Source organism: Streptomyces sp. NBC_01433 (genome assembly GCF_026340105.1).
GTDB lineage: Bacteria > Actinomycetota > Actinomycetes > Streptomycetales > Streptomycetaceae > Streptomyces.
In genome coordinates, this window is the sequence record NZ_JAPEPM010000001.1 from 2,214,291 (window position 1) to 2,232,348 (window position 18,058).

The window sequence follows — 18,058 nt, forward strand, 5'->3', positions numbered from 1 at the left end:
GTGACCGCCCTCATCCTGCTCGGCTCATCCTTCTCTGCTCATCGGGCTCGGCTCCTCAGGCTGGGCTCATCGGGCTCGGCTCCTCATGTACCGGCCTCTCCCTCTCGGCTCCTCATGACCGGCCCGCGAAGTCCGGTGGCTGGAGGTTGCGTTGCACCACCAGGACCGGTTTCTGGAGACGGGGGAGGTCGCGGGCGTCCGCCCGCAGCGTGCGCGGGCCGAGCGTGTCCTTGCGCAGGACCAGCATCTGTACCTCGAAGGTCCCGTCGCGGCCCACCCGTACGCCGGACCGGTCGGCGGTGATGCCGATGTTCCACGTGAAACGTACGGTCTCGCCGGGCGGATAGTCCTTGCCCCGGGCCAGTACGGGCTGCCCCGGCCTGGCGACCTGCGGGGTGACGGTGAGCGAGGGCTTCAGGACGCGCAGCCGGTCCGTGTCCTTGTTGTTCGCCGTGCGGCGGTCGGGCAGTTCGCCGCGCACGGTGGCTCGTACGTCGCCGGTGATCGCCGCCCGGTACGTACCCGTCTGCGTCACCTCAATCCGTCCCCCGGCGGGGATGGTGCACGGCTTGGCGGCCGTACACCGGTTGAGACCCGGCAGGCTGCGGTCCTTCGCCTTGGCCGGCTTGGGCCAGGTCGCGCCGATGACGACCCCGGTCGCCGCGTCCGGGCCGGCGTTGGTGACCGTGAACCGGGCACGGGCCGGGCGCCCGACGTAGGTGCGGTCCGGGCTGACTTCGGCCTTGACCGCGATGTCCGACGAGGGCGGCACCGGGGCTTCCAGCACCTCGAACTCCGCCGTGTCGGTCGCGGTGTTGCCCGCCGCGTCCGTCGCCGAGCAGGTGACGGTGGTCGCCCCGACCGGGAAGAGCGATCCGGACGCGGGCGTGCAGGTGACCGGCAGCGTGCCGTCCTGGGCATCCGTGGCCGTGGCCGTGTAGCTGATGCGCACCCCGTCGTCGTCCTTCGCCCGGACCGTACGGTCGTCCACGGTGACGACGGGGGCGTTGATGTCGTTCACGTCGATGCTGATCTGCTGCTGGAAGTCCGGGTCGGGTACCGCGGCGGGGCCACTGCTGTCCGTCCCCGGCACGTGGGTGCTCAGCAGGAACTGCACGGTGCAGGTGAGGGTGGTGCCCTGCGGTGCGTCGGCCGAGACGTCGATGGTCTCCGCGAACGGGGCGGTCTCGCCGCTGGTGACCTGACGGATGGGCGGGTCGAGGGCAACGGTGAGGTGCGGGTCGCAGCCGTCGAGCTGATAACGGACGGACGTGGGAAGGTCGTCGAAGCCCTCGATGATCGCGTCGGCGACCTTGTTCTCGTCGATGCCTTCCAACAGTCGACCGTTGGTGGCTTTGATGATCCGCGTGGCCTGTCCGCGCACAGTGGGGGGATTCTCGACATAGTTCGGGTTACCCGCGTCGCCGTTGCCGTTGAGGCCGTCTCCGATCGACGTATCCACTTCGACGCCGATCACCCGGGCGCCCTTGTCCTGAAGGTCGAAGATCGTGTCGTCGATGGTGTGGCCGTTGCTGGGCGCGTGGCTGGAGGCGTCACTGACCAGGACGACGACAGGACTCGACCCTTCGCGGAACACCGTCGTACCGCCCGACCCGTTGGCGATCTGCCACAGGCCGTTGATCCAGTCCTCGGAAGGCCCCCGGCTCTTCTGCCCGAGGTCGAACTTCAGACCGTTGACACCCGTCTGCACTTCGTCAAGGTTGTCCGTCAGCCCCTGGAGCACCTTGTATCCCGCGTCGACGTCGCCCTCCTGGTCACCGAACGTGGCCACAGCGAAGCGCGATTTGGGCTGCTCGCCCAGGATCTTGCCGGTGATGGCGCGGACATTCTCCTGAAGGTTCGTGATCGCACCGTCCATGCTGAGCGTGCCGTCCACCAGCAGCACCACTTCCGGCATCGGCGGGATCGCGGGCGTACGCACGAACTTGTCCACACCCGTCGAGCCGCCCGGGTCGAGCGCCTCGTGCACGCTCGCCGGGGTGACCCACGGGTCCGGGGGAACCGGCATGGCCGTGGCCACGCCGGTCACACCGGTCACACCCGAGGCCGGGGCCAGACCGGCGGCCAGCAGGAGCAGGACGAGCGCCGCTGAACGGCGCGCCCCGGCCGGCCCGCGTGATCCTTTTCCTGGCTGAAACCACCGCACGGAATTCCTCCCCCGAAACCCGACCCGACCGGTTCGCACGGTCCCGCGAAAACTGCGCGTCCGCACCGAAAAGTGAGCCACACCCCGGGGAAGGCCGTATTGCCCTTTGAGGCAATGCGGCGACACACAAAGATCAAATAAGACCCTGCCGCATCGCGTACGCCACCGCGTGGGAACGATTGCGCAGTTGAAGCCGGGTCATCACCGAATGGAGAACGTTCTTGATCGTGCGTTCCGAATAAGCGAGCTTCGTCGCTATGTCCGCGGTGTCATACCCCTCGGCGACCAGCCGCAGCACATCCACCTCACGCGCCGCCAGTCCGGTGAAGTGGAGACCGCGCGGACCCAGCACCTGCCCCTGGAGCCTGCCGACCTCTTCGAGGAGGCGTCCGAGCAGGTCGGAGGGCAAGTGGCCCTCGCCGCGCGCCACCGTCCCGATGACATGCACCAGATGCTCGGGCGTCGACTCGGAGCGCCTGACCACACCGGCGACACCGCACTCCGCGGCGCTCACCAGCTTCTGCTCATCGATGTCCGTGGTGACCAGAACGGTGCGGGCGGTACTCGTGCGCTGTATGTGGCGCAGCATCCTCACTACGTCCTCGTCGACCGCGTCCACCACCACGACCACCACCTGGGGCGAGGGCTCGGCCTCGCCCCATTCCATGACACTGACCTCGGGACGGGCCCTCAATTGGCTGGCCACGCCCGCCTGCGAAATGGGATCTTGGGCCCTTAATGCGACAGTGGTGCGCTCCATGTCAATGCTCCCCCTGGGCAACAGCCGGAAGCATCACAGCATGCTCAAGCCTCACAGCTGCACACGTCTGCCTCATTAGTTATGAGGCGGTCAAAAGATTCCCATGTTTACTGACGAGGAAACTAAAAGGTGGTTACGGGCACTACATCTGCCCGAAAGTGTTCCTTCACGGCCGATGCCCGACGGCGTCGGCGCCCCTACGGTCCGCCGTATGAGTCTTACGGCAAGTCTCGACGAGTCGTCCGTCACCGCCGCACCCGGCGAGGACACGGCGCTCCCCCTGCGGGTCCTCAACTCCGGCCAGACCGTCGAGGAATACCGCTTCGAGGTGGTGGGCGCCTGTGCCGCCTGGTCGGCGGTGGAGCCGGCGGTCCTGTCCTTGTACCCGGGTGACTCCCGGACCGTATCGCTCATGCTAAGGCCGCCCCGCGACTCGACCGTACTCGCGGGCGAGACCCCGTTCGGCATACGGGTGGTGCCCACCAGCGAGCCGGACGGCACAGTGGTGCCCGAAGGCCGGGTGACGGTACTGCCGTTCACCGAGACGACCGCCGAACTGGTACCGCGCAGCTCACACGGCTCGCGCGGCGGACGGCACCAGTTCGCCGTCGACAACCGGGGCAACACACCGGTCACCGTGCGGCTCGGCGCCCAGCCCGGTTCGGAACTGGCACGCGTCGCCTTCGCCGTCCCCGAGCTCCAGGTCGCCCCCGGGCAAGCGGAGTTCGGGAAGCTGCGCGTCCGTCCCGCCAAGCGGATGTGGCGCGGTACGCCGGTCACGCACCCCTTCCAGGTGTTCGCCGCCCCGCAGGTGGCAGAGGGCCAGGAGCCGGTGGAACCCGTCCTCGTGGATGGCTCCTACCAGCAGGAACCGATCCTTCCGCGCTGGCTTCCCCGCGCCCTCATCACGGCGGCGGTGCTGCTGATCGCGCTGGTCGGCCTCTGGTACGCCCTGCTGCGCCCGGCCGTGAAGTCGGCGGCACGGGAGGCGGTCACGCCCGAGGCGGTACGTTCCGCGGTCGCGGCCGACAAGAGCAAGGCGCCGGTCCAGGGCGACACATCCGGGGCGGGCTCCGGAGGCGGCGACTCCGCAGGCGCGGGCACGGGCGGCAGCACGTCGAAACCCAGCCCCTCCCCGAGCCCGGGTGCTGCGGGAGACTCTGCGGCGTCGGCCGCCCCGACCAGCGCCCAGGTGCGGGTCAGGGACGCGGTGGGCGGCGGCTCGAACACCTCGACCGCGCTCCAGGTGCCGGACGGGCACACGTTCCAGCTGACCGACATCGTGGTGCAGAACCCGCAGGGGGACGCGGGAACGGTGACCGTCTCCGCCGGGAAGGACAACCGTGTGCTGAGCCTCGGGCTGGAGAACTTCCGGGACTCCGACTACCACTTCGTGACCCCGATCCTGGTGCCCGCGGGCGGCAAGGTCACCATGACCATCGACTGCCGGAAGGTCGGCAAGCCGGTGGGCGCACCGGCGCCTACGCGGTGCGCCGAGTCGCTGTTCCTCGGCGGCACGATGCGCCCGGACTCCGCAGGCTGACCACCCGACCGGGCCGGACCTCGGGTCGGCCGGTGGTCGGGTCGGCCGGTGGTCGGGCCGGTCCGGTGGTCGGTCCGAGCCGGTGGTCGGTCCGGGTCCGGTCGTCGGACCGGTCAGGTCAGGGAGGCCGGTCGAATCAGGGCGGCCGGGCGGACCAGGCGGCTTCGCGCCGTCGCGCCGTCGGTCCGGTCGGCTGCGGGGCGGCCGGGCGGGTGGATCAGGCCGGCGGGGCTTCCTCGTCCTCCTCCGGGCCCTTCTCCTCGGCCCGCTGGACGAACGAGCCCTGCACATCGGCCGGTTGTTCGTCCTCGTCCTCCGTGGCCGCACGCTGCACGGAAGGCGCGGCGGACGCGACCGGAGCGGCGGGAACAGCGGTAGCGACGGCGGCCGGAGCGGGCTCGGCCGACACGGGTGCCGGGTCCGACAGCACCCGGTCCGCGTTCGACACAGCCTCCCGTTCGAAGCGGTCCGAGGGATCACTGACCCGGATGCCGCCCGGCGCCTCCGTGCCCTCGACCGGCCCGCTGCGCTGCTGGATCACATGCGTCAGCTCATGGGCCAGTGTCGTACGGCCCTGCGGTGACGACGGATCGTACGCATCCCGCTGGAAGACCACGTTGTTGCCCACGGTGTACGCGTGCGCCCCGACGCCCTTCGCCGACTCGTGCGCGGCGGAGTCGTTGTGGATGCGTACGTCGGAGAAGTCCGCGCCCATGCGGCTCTCCAGATCGGTACGGGTGTCGGTGTCCAGGGGCGAACCGCCGCCGGACGCCACGACGTCGTGCACGGGTGAGCGCTGCGCCTCTTGGGGTTGTTCCTCCGCCGGTCCGGACGGGCCGGCCTTGGCGCGCTGGATCATCGGGCCGAGCACGCCATTGCCCACGGTCCGCTGGAGCATGCCCATCCCGCTCGTCCCGACCACGTCCGTGCGCCCGGCGGCGGCGGCCCGGAAGAGGTGGTGCGTGTCCGCCCCGCCGTCGTGGACGTCCGCCGTCCTCGGCGCCGCGACCGCGTCCGCGTGCTCGTGCCACCCGTGCTCGTCCTGCCCGTACTCGCTCTCGCGCGGGAGGTCGTGGTCGTGGGCCCGCTCCGGGTCCTGCTCGTGCTGATGCTCGTGGTCGTGCGCGTTCATCGCCATCTCCCCTGACCGCACCGGTCGCAGACGTCCGCCGTGGCGGCCCGCGCCGGTCCCGGCTCTCCACCATTACGGGAGGCTCCCTGCCCCGTCCAGCCCGCATCCGGCCGGTCCGGTGCACCCGGTGCTGCCTTTTCGGGCACCCGGACAGTACGGACGTCCCCGCGCCCCCGCCCGCACACCCGCCCGAGGCGGCGGCACCGCACCACCGCTCAGTGCGTGTCGCACGCCGGGGCCACGCTCACCGACACGTAGCTCTCTCCGGACCCCGGCCGCCGGGTCCACGAGGCACCCCGCACCGCGTGCAACCGGCCGTGGCGCAGGGCGAACCGCGGCAGCGTCACCCCGAACGCCCCGGCTATCGCGTCGAGCGCCCGTATCTCCGCGTCCTGGTCCAGGTGGGGACCGGCCCCGTCGACGAGGCCGTGGGGACCGGCGCCGAAGAGAGCGGTACCGAACAGGGCCGGGTCCAGACCCTCGGGCGGCGTCCCGGTGGTTTCGGCCCCGCCTCCGCGTGCCGTACTCCCGAAGCGCTCCCGGCCGCCCTCCGCCCCTTCGTCGACCTCCTCGGGATCGAGCGCGGACTGTGCCGCGACCCATTGCCCACTCCAACGATCCAGGAACAACTGCCAGTTGCCGATGTCCACGTATCCGATCCTGACATCCACCACTGACAGCGCAACGCCGACAGCCAACGCTGGCAACCAACGCCGCCGAGACGGCGAGACGATACGTCTTGCGAGGCCCGAGCGATCGCGCCAATCTGCCACCTGCGCCAAACGAGACGATACGACTCGTCTAGTTACGTACATCTCGTCAACGCTTCACCGCCCTGTCGCCGACGGAAGGAATCGCCATTGCAGCCGACCCCAGCCACCACAACGCCCCGCACCACCTCCCGGATCGTCCTGACCGACGTCACCAAGCGCTACGGCGACCGTCAGGTCCTCGACCGCGTGACCTGCGCCCTCCGCCCCGGCGAAAGGGTCGGGGTCATCGGCGACAACGGCTCCGGGAAGTCGACGCTGCTCCGGCTCCTCGCGGGCGTCGAGCAGCCCGACAACGGCACCGTCGACGTCACGGCCCCCGGCGGCATCGGTCATCTTCCGCAGACCGTCGACCTGCCGGACACCGCCCGCGTCGGCGACGCCATCGACCTCGCCCTGGCCGACCTGCGCGCCCTGGAGCGGCGCATCGCCCACGCGGAGGCGTCCCTGAGCCGCGCGACGCCCGAGGAGCTGACGGCGTACGGCGAGCTGGTCACCGCGTACGAGGTACGGGGCGGCCGGGACGCGGAGCGCCGGGTGGAGATCGTCCTGGCCCGGCACGGCGGGCACACCGCCCCGGACCGCGACCGTCCGCTCGGCACCCTGTCCGGAGGGCAGCGTTCCAGGCTGGCGCTCGCCGCGGCCCTGGTCGGCTCCCCCGAACTGCTGCTCCTCGACGAGCCGACCAACGACCTGGACGACGAGGCGGTCGCGTGGCTGGAGGACCACCTGCTGGCCCACCCGGGGACGGTCGTGGCCGTGACCCACGACCGCGCCTTCCTGGACCGGGTCACCACGAGCATCCTGGAGGTCGACGGCGCCGGGCACACGGTCGAGCGGTACGGCAACGGCTACGCGGGGTTCCTCGCCGCGCAGGCCGCCGCCAGGGCGCGCCGGCAACGCCGGTACGAACAGTGGCGGGCCGAGAACGCCCGGTACTCCGCGCTCGCCGACTCGAACATCGGGCTGCTCTCCGCCATCCCGTGCAAGGCGCCCGCCTCGTTCATCGGCGCGAGGGCGTTCCGGGCGCGGTCGCGGTCCCACGGCGCGATGAGCCGTATCCGCAACGCCCGCGAGCATCTGCACCGGCTCGCCTCGAACCCGGTGCCGCCACCGCCGCGGCCCCTGCGCTTCACCGGCCGTATCCAAGGCCCCACCGACGCACCGACGCACCGACGCACCGACCGGAGCGATCCCGGCTCCGGCCCCGACCCCGACCCCGGACCTGACGCCAGGACGGGCCCCGACCACATCCCCCTCCCCAACGCCGGCCCCAACCCCCGAGGCCGCCGCCACCCAGCTCACCGGCGTCCATGTCCCCGGCCGTCTCACCCTCGACGTCCTGCACCTCGCCCCCGGCGACCGCCTCCCGGTCACCGGCCCCAACGGAGCGGGCAAGTCCACCCTCCTCCAGGTCCTCGCGGGCGAGCTGGTCCCCGAGCGCGGCACGGTCCGTCGCCCGGACCGGGTCGGCCTCCTGCGCCAGAGCACCGCACGCCCCGAGGGCGACGACGCGGCCCGTACGGTCCTCGAAACCTTCGCCGCGACCAGGGGATGCGCCAACCCCGAGGAGGCGGCCGACGAACTGCTCGCCCTCGGCCTGTTCCGTTCGCGTGACCTGGCCACGCCTGTCGGCGCGCTCTCCATCGGCGGCCGGCGCAGGCTCGAACTGGCCGCGCTGATAGCGAACCCGGTGGATCTGCTGCTCCTGGACGAGCCGACGAATCACCTGGCCCCGGCCCTGACCGAAGAGATCGAAGCGGCGCTGGCCCAGTACACCGGAACGCTGGTGGTCGTCACCCACGACCGCCGGATGCGGGCGGCGTTCGGCCGCGTGAGCTGCCTCCGTCTCGCCCATCAGCAGCAGCTGGAGTCGCCGTCCTCCGGTGCTCTCGGGATCATCGGAGGATGACGCGAAGCGACAGCGGCAAGGACATCACGGTGCGGATCGCCCAGCGGCCCGAGGCGGACGAGCTCCTCGGGCGCAGCCCGCTGGCCGCCCTCGTCGGGATGCTGCTGGACCAGCAGGTACCGATGGAATGGGCGTTCACGGGCCCGTTCACGTTGGCGGAACGGATGGGCGGGGACGACCTGGACGCCGGGGAGATCGCCGCCTACAACCCGGAGGCGTTCACCGAACTCTTCACCGCCAAACCGGCCCTGCACCGCTATCCCGGTTCCATGGCCAAGCGGGTGCAGCAACTCTGCCAGTTCCTGGTGGCGGAGTACGGCGGTGAGGCGAGCGCGGTGTGGACCGACGCGAAAACCGGCGACGAGCTGCTGAAACGGCTGAACGCACTGCCCGGCTTCGGCACCCAGAAGGCGCAGATCTTCCTGGCACTGCTCGGCAAGCAGTTCGCCGTCCGGCCCACGGGCTGGCGGGCGGCGGCCGGTCCGTACGGCGAAGCGGGCTCGCACCGCTCGGTCGCCGACATCACCGGCCCGGACTCCCTCACCCAGGTGCGTGCGCACAAGCAGGAGGCGAAAGCGGCGGCCAAGGCGGCCAAGACTGCCAAGGCGACGACCACAACGGCGACCGCGAAGGCGACAACGACCGCGACCGCGAAGCAGGGCGCGAAGAAAGACGCGAAGAAGAGTGCGAAGAAGTGATCACGGACCGGCCAGTCATCGACGGGCTCTTCCAGGGCACCCCTGAGCGGCCACTCGATGAATAACAACTGATCACAAACGGCCACAGCGGTTCACAGAACTCACCTCACTCGCTAACTTTCCCACCACATCCGTTCACGCCGGAAGGACCCCTGTGCACGCAACACGTCGCAGAGCCATAGCTGTTGTGGCCGCCACCGCCCTGGCCACGCCGCTCCTCATGGCCGCGTCCCCGCACCAAGGCCACCCGTCCTCGCACGACGCCGCGAAGGACGCCGCCAAGCTGTCGCGGAAGCTGGTGCAGCGCTCGTCCGCGCAGGACGCGTACCGGCACCTCCAGCAGTTCCAGGCGATAGCCGACTCGGCGGGAGGCCACCGCGCCGCCGGTTCGCTGGGCCACGACGCCTCCGCCGCGTATGTGTACCGCCAGCTCCAGAGGGCCGGCTACAAGGTCTCGTACGAGACCTTCGACTTCACCTACACCGAGACGCTCGCCGAGAAGCTCTCCGTGGTCTCGCCCACGCCCCGCGACGTCTCCATCAAGGCGATGACGTACACGCCGTCCACCAAGGTGGGCGGCCTCACGGCGCCGCTCGCCGGGGTTCCGGTCGACGACACCACGGGATGCCAGGCGGCCGACTACGCCTCGGAGACGTTCACCGGAAAGATCGCGCTGATCAAGCGCGGCGGCTGCTCCTTCGCCGAGAAGCAGGCGGCGGCCGCTACGGCGGGCGCGGCCGGTGCGGTCATCTACAACAACACCGAAGGGGTCCTCTCCGGCACCCTCGGAGACGCCCCTTCCGGCAAGATACCCACCGGTGGCCTCACCCAGGCCGAGGGCGAGAAGCTCGTCGCCGATCTGGCGAAGGGCGAGGTGAAGGTCGCCTTCGAGATCCGGGAGCTCCAGGAGAAGCGCTCCACCCGCAACGTCATCGCGGAGACCCGCGGCGGCAAGGCGGCGAAGACCGTGATGCTCGGCGCCCACCTGGACTCGGTCACCGAGGGCCCCGGCATCAACGACAACGGCTCCGGCTCGGCCGGTCTGCTCGAAGTCGCCCTGGAACTGGCCAAGTCCAAGAACAAGGTCGCCAACAAGGTCCGGTTCGCCTGGTGGTCGGCCGAGGAGAACGGCCTCCTGGGCTCGGAGGCGTACGTCGCGGGGCTCACCGAGGCGCAGCGCAAGCAGGTCGCGCTGTACCTCAACTTCGACATGATCGCCTCGCCGAACGGCGCGCAGTTCGTCTTCGACGGCGACGACTCCGACAAGGTGGGCGACGGCCCCGGTCCGGAGGGCTCCGCCCAACTGGAGCGCGACATCAACGACTTCCTCGACCGCAAGAACACGCCGCACGAGGGCACGGACTTCACCGGGCGCTCCGACTACGGGCCGTTCATCGAGGTCGGCATCCCCTCCGGCGGTACGGACACGGGCGCCGAGGGGATCAAGACACCGGCCCAGGCGGAGAAGTTCGGCGGTGAGGCCGGAGTCGCGTTCGACCCGTGCTACCACGCGGCCTGCGACGACCTGGACAACATCGACATGGCGCTGTTCGACACGAACATCGACGTGATCGCCAACGCCGTCGGCACGTACGCCCACGACATCAGCTCCCTGACCCGCCCGGTCACCTCCACGCCCACCACGGGCGGGCCGGGCAGCGGCGGCGGCCTGCGCGACGGCCACGCGCACGGAGTCACCGAGTAAGTCACCGAGTAAGCGGCACGGACACCGGAACGGCCCGCACGCCCCGGGCCCGCACACCCCGGGCGGGCACACCCCCGGGCGGGCACGCCCCAGGGCGGCCGGCGCGCACCAGCGTCGGCCGCCTGTCCTCGCCTCGCCACCACCATCGCCTTCGCCTTCGCCTTCGCCTTCGGCGGCGGCCGGTTCCGTACCGCTCCGGCCCTCTAGCGCCTGCGGCGTGCCGTACCGAACAGCGACCGGGAGATCTCCCGCCCCAGCTGGGTCCCCACCGACCGCGCCAGCGACTTGAACATCCCGCTGCCCACCACCTGCTCGACCAGCGAGGCATCGTCCTTGCCGCGCTCGGCGGGCGTACGCGACGGCTTCACGGCTTCCTCCACCGCCGCCCGGTCAGCCGCCTCCTGAGCCTTCTTAGCCCCCTGGGCCGCCTGGGCCCCCCGGCCCTCCTTCGCCCCACCCGCCTCCCGGGCCGCGAGCTTCTCGTAGGCCGACTCACGGTCCACGGCCTCGGCGTAACGTCCGTACAGCGGCGATCCCTTCACGGCGGCGTCCAGCGCGTCCGCCGCCACCGGCCCCATCAGCGACTGCGGCGCCCGCAGCCGGGTGGCCGCCACCGGCGTCGGCGCCCCCTTCTCGCTCAGCACGGTGATCACGGCCTCGCCGGTGCCCAGCTGTGTGAGCAGCTCCTCCAGGTCGTACGGGGAGTTCGGAAAGGTCTTCACCGTCGCCCGCAGCGCCTTCGCGTCATCGGGCGTGAACGCGCGCAGCGCATGCTGCACCCGGCTGCCGAGCTGCCCCAGCACCGCCGCGGGCACATCCTGCGGGGACTGCGTGACGAAGAAGATCCCGATCCCCTTGGAACGGATCAGCCGCACGGTCCGGGTGATCGACTCCAGGAACGCCTTCGACGCGTCGTCGAAGAGCAGATGCGCCTCGTCGAAGAAGAAGACGAGCTTGGGCCGGTCGAGATCGCCGACCTCGGGCAGATCGTGGAAGAGATCGGCGAGCAGCCACATAAGGAAGGTCGAGAAGAGCTGCGGCTTGTCCTGCACGGCGGCGAGTTCCAGTACGGAGACCAGACCGCGCCCGTCCGGTGCCTGCCGCAGGAAGTCGGCGGTGTCGAACTCCGGCTCCCCGAAGAAGTCGCCCGCACCCTGCTGCTCGAAGGCGGTGAGCGAGCGCAGGATCACCCCGGCGGTGGCCGTGGAGAGCCCACCGATCCCCTTCAGTTCGGCCTTCCCGGTGTCCGATACGAGGAACGCGGCGACGGACCGCAGATCCTTGAGGTCGACCAGCTCCAGGCCCTTGGTGTCCGCGTAGTGGAAGATCAGCCCGAGCGACTGCTCCTGGGTCTGGTTGAGACCGAGCACCTTGGAGAGCAGGACCGGCCCGAAACTGGTGACGGTCGCCCGCAGCGGAATGCCGGTCCCGATGCCGCCGAGCGCGTAGAACTCGCTCGGGAAGCCGGTGCCCCGCCAGGTCTGGCCCACCTGCCCGGCCCGCTCGTCCACCTTGTCGCCGGGCAGGCCGGGGGCCGAGATACCGGAGACATCGCCCTTGATGTCGGCGAGGAAGACCGGCACCCCGTTGGCGGAGAGCTGTTCGGCGATCAGCTGGAGGGTCTTGGTCTTCCCGGTGCCGGTGGCGCCCGCGACCAGTCCGTGCCGGTTGAGCATGCCCAGCGGGATACGGATCTGTGCCGCGGGCAGGCAGGCGCCGTCCCACAGGAGCGCGCCGAGATCGAGGGCGGTGCCGGAAACGGCGTACCCGGCGGCGATGTCCCGGGCCGGCTGCGGCAAGGCACCAGCGCCGGAACCGGAGCCGGAGCCCGTATCCGTACCCGCGCCGGAGCCCGTATCCGTACTCGTATCCGTACCCGCGCCGGAGCCCGCGCCGGAGTCCGCGCCCTCGGACGTGTTCACGCTCCCGCTCCCGCTCATGGCAACCCCTGTCCCGACATCACGCGCTATATGACATTTCGTCCAGCATCGCAGTAGCGTTCCCTGGCTGCGCCCGGAGCCCCTTGGCCGGTAGGCTTTCCGTGTGATCTTCAAGCGCATCGGAAATGGGAAGCCTTACCCCGACCACGGCCGGGAAAGCACCCGACAGTGGGCGGATGTCGCGCCGCGTCCGGTGCGTCTGGACCAGCTCGTGACCACCAAGGGCCAACTGGACCTGGAAACCCTCCTCGCCGAGGACTCCACGTTCTACGGTGACCTGTTCGCGCATGTCGTGAAGTGGCAGGGCGACCTCTATCTGGAGGACGGACTGCACCGCGCGGTCCGCGCGGCGCTCCAGCAGCGCCAGGTGCTGCACGCCCGCGTCCTGGAAATGGGCTGACCCACCCCGCTCATCCCCGAGCCGATTCCGGCCTTTCGGGTGCTTTAGTGCGCATGCGGGTGCCATCCATTGATCATTTAGTACGCATCATCACCAGGTCGCACTACGCTGCGCCCATGAGCATGCTCACTCCCCCCGGCATGGGCGGAAAGTACCGCATCACGGGCGACAAGTTCCCACGGATGCGCCGCCCCCGTCACCGCCGCAGGTTCGTCCTCGCGGGTATCTCCGCCGTGGTCGCCCTCGGCCTGGCCGGCTGGGGCACGCTGCAGCTCATCGATGTCTTCACCGGCGGAGACAAGAAGGCGAGCGCCGCCGACCACAAGCGCGACTGCCCGGCCCCGAAGCCGTCGGCGCCCGCGAAGGCCCTGCCGAAACCGGCCGGGATCAAGGTCAACGTCTACAACGCGACACCCCGCAGCGGGCTCGCCAAGGCCGCCGCGGACGAGCTGAAGAAGCGCGGCTTCACCATCGGCAAGGTGGGCAACGCCCCGGCGGCGTACGACAAGAAGGTCCCCGGCCCCGGGATGCTGCTGGGCGCACCGGCGGCGACGAACGGCACCTTCCCGGTACTCGGTACGCAGCTGCCGGGCACGGCGCTGAAGACCGACACCCGAAAGACCGGGGACGTCGATCTGATTCTGGGGACGAAGTTCACGGCGTTCAGTACCCCGAAGGCGGCCGCGGCGGCGCTCACGGCCCTGTCGAAGCCGGCTCCGGCCCCGTCCTCCTGCTGAAGCCGCACCCGCGACTCCCGAGGAATCCGGGCGACGGCGGGACGGACCACGCCCGGACCCGCCGCGCCCCATCCCGCCGCGCCCGAAAAACGAGCCCGCCGTGCCGCAGCCGAGCGGGCTCTAGCCCGCCGTGCCGTACATGCGGTCGCCCGCGTCTCCCAGCCCCGGCACGATGTAGCCGTGCTCGTTGAGCCGCTCGTCGACCGAGGCGGTGACCACGGTGACCGGGGTGCCCGCCAGCTCGCGCTCCATCACCTCGACGCCCTCGGGCGCCGCGAGGAGCACGACCGCGGTGACATCGTCCGCACCGCGCTTGATCAGTTCCCTGATCGCCGCGACCAGGGTTCCGCCGGTCGCCAGCATCGGGTCCAGGACATAGACCTGGCGGCCGGAGAGGTCCTCCGGCATCCGGGTCGCGTACGTCTCCGCCTGGAGCGTCTCCTCGTTGCGGATCATGCCCAGGAAGCCCACCTCGGCGGTCGGCAGCAGCCGCACCATGCCGTCCAGCATGCCGAGACCGGCGCGCAGGATCGGCACGACCAGGGGCCGCGGGTACGACAGCTTCACACCCGTCGTCCGCGTCACCGGGGTCTCGATGTCGACCTGCTCGGTGCGCACATCCCTGGTGGCCTCGTAGGCGAGGAGGGTGACCAGCTCGTCGGCGAGCCGCCGGAAGGTCGGGGAGTCGGTGCGCTTGTCGCGCAGCGTGGTGAGTTTGTGCGCCACCAACGGGTGGTCGACGACGTGGATCCGCATGCGTCAACAGTAACCGCGCCTCTCGGCAGTCTGCGCTGGCATCAACCACCTGTTCGGGGGGAAGGTGGGGACATACGGACCCGGCGTTGGGGTGGTGTGTCGATGCAGGACGGGGAGCAGAGGAATCGGGAGCGTCCCCGGGACGAGGTTCCGGAGACGTCCGGGACACCTCGGTCAGGCGACGTACCGGAGACATCCGGGACACCCCGGGCACACGACGTACCGGAAGCGTCCGGGACACCCCGGGCCCGCGACGCGCGCGAGGCGCGGGACGCGGCACCGGACGTGCGGGACGCGCAGGAGAGTGACGCGGCCCGGCGCAGACGACGCGCCCACTTCCTCCGCGAGCTCCATGAGGCCAAGCAGCTGCGCGACCGGGTCCAGCCGCGCAGGGCCCGCGCGGCCCGTATGCGCCAACAGATGCGGATGCGCACGTTCCGTTGGTGACGGCCACGGCGAACGGGTGGCGGTCGCCGCGCCGGAACACCCACGTCAGAACCACCGCCGAGCAGGCACTCCTGGAACTGATGGCCGACGCAACGCCGGAAGAGGTCTCGCGAGGCGCTTGTTTCTGCCACGATGCCGATTGGGCGGGGCACAGAGCAGCCGGATTCACCGTCTGCCCTCCCGCCGGACCGATTCACCTATGACCAGTGGGAGAGTCACGGTGTACTTCGCCGCACTGCTCGCGCGCACCGAAGACGGGTGGGAAGCGAGCGACACGGAGCTGGACGATGTGGAGACCCTGTCCGATCTGATGGATCTGGCCCGGGAAGCCTCGGTGGACGAGGACACGGTCCTGGTCTTCATCGAGCAGGAGGACGCCTGGTTCGGCGTCGTCCGGGTGGACGGTGAGGAGGACCCGCGTATCTATGTCTCGAACGCGTCCGCCGCCGCCCGCTCCTCGTACGGGGAGATCCTGCTCACCGACGAACTGCTCGGCCGCGAACCGGGGGCCGAGGACGAGATCGCCGCGCTGGAGGAGCTTGTCGACCTCGACGGTACGGAGGACGACGAGCCGAGCGTGGCCATCGGGAGCGGGCGGTCCGCTCCCGCAGCCGAATCCATCGACCCCATCGACCCGGACGACGACCCCGACGCCGTACCGGCGGGGCCGATCGGAGAGTTCGGGGTCCTCGCCGACCTCGGGATGTCCGAGAAGGAGCTGCTGACGTTGCGGAACGACGCACTGGTGGAGATCGCGGACGCGCTGGGAGCGGCCGAGGTCCTGGAGACCGTCCGTTAGGGTCCGCGGGTGACCGCCCGACCGCCGAAACCTTCAACCACACCCGCCGCCGCTTCCGTACGGGACCCCGTACGGGACCCCGTACGGGATCCGTGGCGGGACCCGATGCGCCGCGCCCTGGCCGAGGCGGCGCAGGCGGCGTCGTCCGGCGATGTGCCGGTCGGCGCCGTCGTACTCGGCCCGGACGGGACGCCGCTCGCGCTCGCCCACAACGAGCGCGAGGCCACCGGCGACCCGACCGCGCACGCGGAGATCCTGGCCCTGCGCCGAGCGGCCTCAGCACTGGGCGAGTGGCGCCTGACCGACTGCACCCTGGTGGTCACCCTGGAGCCCTGCACCATGTGTGCGGGCGCCCTGGTCCAGTCCCGCGTGGCCCGGGTCGTCTACGGAGCCCGCGACGAGAAGGCGGGCGCGGCCGGCTCCCTCTGGGACGTCGTACGCGACCGCCGCCTCAACCACCGCCCGGAGGTCATCCCCGGCGTCCTGGAGGAGGAGTGCGCGGCCCAGCTGACGGCCTTCTTCCGCGCGCTCTGAGATTGGATTTCGAACCACGGCCCAGGATGGTCTAAGCTCTCTCTCGGTAGCGTGTCCGAGCGGCCGAAGGAGCTCGCCTCGAAAGCGAGTGTGGGGAAACTCACCGAGGGTTCAAATCCCTCCGCTACCGCCATCGACGCCCTCCTGAACTGCGGAAACGTAGATCAGGGGGGCGTTCGCGCGTCTCCCGGCGGACGAGCGGGTCGGTGACTACGGTTACCTCCATATACGGCGGCCCAAAGAGGCACATGAGAACCGCAACGGCAACGCGCACCGAGGCACCACTGCCAGGCAGGAAGTCCCCAATGCCCGAGTTTCGCAAAGTAAGTAAAAACAGGGTCCTGCCCGCTTAAACACACAGGTCAGCAACTGTGATCCCCGCGCATGCGGGGTTGGTCCCGGTTTTCGACCCGACAGCGTGCCCGGCCGGACGTGATCCCCGCGCATGCGGGGTTGGTCCTGACGCCATTCCGGTCAAGGTCCGTGACCAGTTGTGATCCCCGCGCCTGCGGGGTTGGTCCCCGGTCCAAATCTGACAAGGACCCGGCCGAGTGATGGTCCCCGGGCCTGCGGGGTTGATCTCGCCGTGGTGCAGTCCGACCGGGACACGGAGGTGTGATCCCCGCAAATACGGGGTCAGTTCATCCCCGCCACACCAGAAAAGGCGATATCGCCTGCTCCCCGCACGCTCCGTCTGTCCTCGGCGCTCCTAGCGGCTCTCCGCGCGCCCGAGGCGTTGGTCCGGCCGGACTTTTACGCCGTAAAGAACCGAGGTAATGCCGCGTGCCAGCGGGTAGGCCCTGAACTGCCATCACCAGCCGCGCACCCAAGGCACGGTCCCCGGCGCATGGGACTGTCAGCACCACACGGCCCACCGCATCATGCAGCGGTGGGATGAAGACGGAGCGCTCCCAGAGTGTTCCTCACCCCAGGAGCACTCATCCCCGTCAGCTTGGCCAAGGCGATCCCTGATGCCAGTCACACGTGCATTCCGCTCGAAAGCACAGACCGTGCGCATCCGAGGCATCCATGATCTTCACGCTTCGGCACGACGCGCTCTCCGGGTCCACGAGCGTGGCCTCGGACCGGTCAGGCATGGCGCCCAGCCGTGAGGCTCGAACACCTGCGGCAGCATGTGCCAGTTCTCGCAGGCGGATCAGGTGGAGGCACTCGCCGCACCGCCAGCACGCCTGACAGAGCACCGCGTGGTCGAGCAGAGCCCGATACAGCACCACGTCATCGCCCACTGGCTGCCACGATTCGCTCACCACACGACCACCGCCCAGACGATCTTGCCGAACGGGCGGTCGTCCACACCCCACCGCACTGCCAGTGCCTCGACCAGATGCATCCCCCTGCCACGGACCCGTTCGTCCGATGCCGGCCTGCTGCGCGGCTTCCTGCGGCAGGTGTCGTGCACCTCGATGCGGCAACTTCCCGACTGGGCTTCCACCTTCACCATCAGCGAGTCGCCCGGCTCCGTTCCGTACCGCACCGCATTGGTCACCAGCTCGCTCGCGACAAGTTCGAGGGTGCCGAGCGCGTCCTCAGTGACGGACGGCTCCTGACAGGCAGCCGCCTCTCTCACGTAACGCCGAGCAGCCCGCACGGACTCAGGCTCAGCGGAATAGATCGCCTGCGGCGGCACGACAGGCGGGCCACAGGGGTGGGTCGGCGGTAACGCTCGCGAATGCATGGCCATCGTGCGGACCCCTCGCGTATGGGCCGACCAGACGCGCATCGCTCTGTATCGGCACG

At 70.2% G+C, this 18,058-nt stretch carries 15 protein-coding genes, 1 tRNA gene and 3 pseudogenes; 12 read left to right on the forward strand and 7 right to left on the reverse strand.

Annotated features, from left to right (window positions below; translation table 11 throughout):
* Nucleotides 1–112 precede the first annotated feature (112 nt).
* Together OG413_RS10035 and OG413_RS10040 are read right to left on the reverse strand one after the other, a co-directional pair.
* The gene (locus OG413_RS10035; protein WP_266804419.1) at nt 113–2,167 is read right to left on the reverse strand and encodes an HYR domain-containing protein; all 2,055 of its coding nucleotides are present in this window, start codon (nt 2,165–2,167) and stop codon (nt 113–115) included.
* A 133-nt stretch (nt 2,168–2,300) separates the two neighbouring features.
* Nucleotides 2,301–2,927 (reverse strand): response regulator transcription factor, encoded by a 627-nt coding sequence (locus OG413_RS10040; protein WP_266804420.1) that lies wholly within the window; start codon nt 2,925–2,927, stop codon nt 2,301–2,303.
* A 211-nt stretch (nt 2,928–3,138) separates the two neighbouring features.
* On the opposite strand from OG413_RS10040, the gene OG413_RS10045 reads away from it, so the two are divergent.
* Nucleotides 3,139–4,470, forward strand: coding sequence for a hypothetical protein (locus OG413_RS10045; protein ID WP_266804422.1), 1,332 nt, complete (start codon nt 3,139–3,141; stop codon nt 4,468–4,470).
* Nucleotides 4,471–4,687: 217 nt separating this feature from the next.
* Here OG413_RS10045 and OG413_RS10050 read toward each other — a convergent pair whose 3' ends face one another.
* The gene (locus OG413_RS10050; RefSeq protein ID WP_266804424.1) at nt 4,688–5,602 is read right to left on the reverse strand and encodes a DUF4157 domain-containing protein; all 915 of its coding nucleotides are present in this window, start codon (nt 5,600–5,602) and stop codon (nt 4,688–4,690) included.
* A 215-nt stretch (nt 5,603–5,817) separates the two neighbouring features.
* Entirely contained in the window at nt 5,818–6,273 is a 456-nt protein-coding gene (locus OG413_RS10055) for a hypothetical protein (protein ID WP_266804425.1), read from the reverse strand.
* A gap of 288 nt (nt 6,274–6,561) precedes the next feature.
* Between OG413_RS10055 and OG413_RS46895 the strand changes: the two are divergent.
* The 5 genes and pseudogenes from OG413_RS46895 to OG413_RS10070 all read left to right on the forward strand — a co-directional run.
* Nucleotides 6,562–7,002 (forward strand): annotated as a pseudogene (locus OG413_RS46895) (ATP-binding cassette domain-containing protein); the annotation flags it as partial.
* Between the two features lie 712 nt (nt 7,003–7,714).
* Nucleotides 7,715–8,038: pseudogene (locus OG413_RS46900) on the forward strand (ATP-binding cassette domain-containing protein); the annotation flags it as partial.
* 27 nt (nt 8,039–8,065) lie between these two features.
* On the forward strand, nt 8,066–8,284 hold the full coding sequence (locus tag OG413_RS46905; protein WP_323137840.1) for a hypothetical protein: 219 nt from the start codon (nt 8,066–8,068) through the stop codon (nt 8,282–8,284).
* On the forward strand, nt 8,281–8,982 hold the full coding sequence (locus OG413_RS10065; protein WP_266804427.1) for an HhH-GPD-type base excision DNA repair protein: 702 nt from the start codon (nt 8,281–8,283) through the stop codon (nt 8,980–8,982). Before OG413_RS46905 ends, OG413_RS10065 begins: the two co-directional genes overlap by 4 nt.
* Before the next feature lie 187 nt (nt 8,983–9,169).
* A complete protein-coding gene (locus OG413_RS10070) occupies nt 9,170–10,687 on the forward strand; it encodes a M28 family metallopeptidase (RefSeq protein WP_266804429.1) in 1,518 nt (505 codons plus the stop codon).
* Nucleotides 10,688–10,890: 203 nt separating this feature from the next.
* Here OG413_RS10070 and OG413_RS10075 read toward each other — a convergent pair whose 3' ends face one another.
* Nucleotides 10,891–12,627, reverse strand: a complete 1,737-nt coding sequence (locus OG413_RS10075) for a helicase HerA-like domain-containing protein (protein WP_266804431.1) — start codon at nt 12,625–12,627, stop codon at nt 10,891–10,893.
* A 103-nt stretch (nt 12,628–12,730) separates the two neighbouring features.
* On the opposite strand from OG413_RS10075, the gene OG413_RS10080 reads away from it, so the two are divergent.
* Both OG413_RS10080 and OG413_RS10085 read left to right on the forward strand, forming a co-directional pair.
* Nucleotides 12,731–13,027 carry a type II toxin-antitoxin system VapB family antitoxin gene (locus tag OG413_RS10080; protein ID WP_073727519.1) on the forward strand — a complete coding sequence of 99 codons (297 nt, stop codon included), beginning with the start codon at nt 12,731–12,733 and terminating at the stop codon, nt 13,025–13,027.
* Nucleotides 13,028–13,167: 140 nt separating this feature from the next.
* A complete protein-coding gene (locus tag OG413_RS10085) occupies nt 13,168–13,764 on the forward strand; it encodes a LytR C-terminal domain-containing protein (protein WP_266810030.1) in 597 nt (198 codons plus the stop codon).
* A 120-nt stretch (nt 13,765–13,884) separates the two neighbouring features.
* Here the strand turns inward: OG413_RS10085 and upp are convergent, their stop codons facing one another.
* A complete protein-coding gene (upp, locus tag OG413_RS10090) occupies nt 13,885–14,520 on the reverse strand; it encodes a uracil phosphoribosyltransferase (RefSeq protein WP_266804434.1) in 636 nt (211 codons plus the stop codon).
* A 249-nt stretch (nt 14,521–14,769) separates the two neighbouring features.
* On the opposite strand from upp, the pseudogene OG413_RS10095 reads away from it, so the two are divergent.
* The 4 genes and pseudogenes from OG413_RS10095 to OG413_RS10110 form a co-directional block, all read left to right on the forward strand.
* A pseudogene (locus tag OG413_RS10095) lies at nt 14,770–14,967 on the forward strand (hypothetical protein); the annotation flags it as partial.
* A 220-nt stretch (nt 14,968–15,187) separates the two neighbouring features.
* Nucleotides 15,188–15,766, forward strand: a complete 579-nt coding sequence (locus OG413_RS10100) for a hypothetical protein (protein WP_266810032.1) — start codon at nt 15,188–15,190, stop codon at nt 15,764–15,766.
* A gap of 105 nt (nt 15,767–15,871) precedes the next feature.
* Nucleotides 15,872–16,300 (forward strand): tRNA adenosine(34) deaminase TadA, encoded by a 429-nt coding sequence (tadA, locus tag OG413_RS10105; protein ID WP_266810034.1) that lies wholly within the window; start codon nt 15,872–15,874, stop codon nt 16,298–16,300.
* A 45-nt stretch (nt 16,301–16,345) separates the two neighbouring features.
* Nucleotides 16,346–16,433, forward strand: a tRNA-Ser gene (locus tag OG413_RS10110).
* Between the two features lie 1,131 nt (nt 16,434–17,564).
* Here the strand turns inward: OG413_RS10110 and OG413_RS10115 are convergent.
* Nucleotides 17,565–18,002 (reverse strand): ATP-binding protein, encoded by a 438-nt coding sequence (locus OG413_RS10115; protein ID WP_323137841.1) that lies wholly within the window; start codon nt 18,000–18,002, stop codon nt 17,565–17,567.
* Nucleotides 18,003–18,058 lie beyond the last annotated feature (56 nt).

Excerpts from the sequence above, each read along its gene's own strand:
- OG413_RS10040 (WP_266804420.1), bottom strand. The coding sequence starts at position 2,927 with ATGGAGCGCACCACTGTCGCATTAAGGGCCCAAGATCCCATTTCGCAG.
- OG413_RS10045 (WP_266804422.1), top strand. The coding sequence starts at position 3,139 with ATGAGTCTTACGGCAAGTCTCGACGAGTCGTCCGTCACCGCCGCACCC.
- OG413_RS10050 (WP_266804424.1), bottom strand. The coding sequence starts at position 5,602 with ATGAACGCGCACGACCACGAGCATCAGCACGAGCAGGACCCGGAGCGG.
- OG413_RS10065 (WP_266804427.1), top strand. The coding sequence starts at position 8,281 with ATGACGCGAAGCGACAGCGGCAAGGACATCACGGTGCGGATCGCCCAG.
- OG413_RS10075 (WP_266804431.1), bottom strand. The coding sequence starts at position 12,627 with ATGAGCGGGAGCGGGAGCGTGAACACGTCCGAGGGCGCGGACTCCGGC.
- OG413_RS10085 (WP_266810030.1), top strand. The coding sequence starts at position 13,168 with ATGGGCGGAAAGTACCGCATCACGGGCGACAAGTTCCCACGGATGCGC.
- upp (WP_266804434.1), bottom strand. The coding sequence starts at position 14,520 with ATGCGGATCCACGTCGTCGACCACCCGTTGGTGGCGCACAAACTCACC.
- tadA (WP_266810034.1), top strand. The coding sequence starts at position 15,872 with ATGCGCCGCGCCCTGGCCGAGGCGGCGCAGGCGGCGTCGTCCGGCGAT.
- OG413_RS10115 (WP_323137841.1), bottom strand. The coding sequence starts at position 18,002 with ATGGCCATGCATTCGCGAGCGTTACCGCCGACCCACCCCTGTGGCCCG.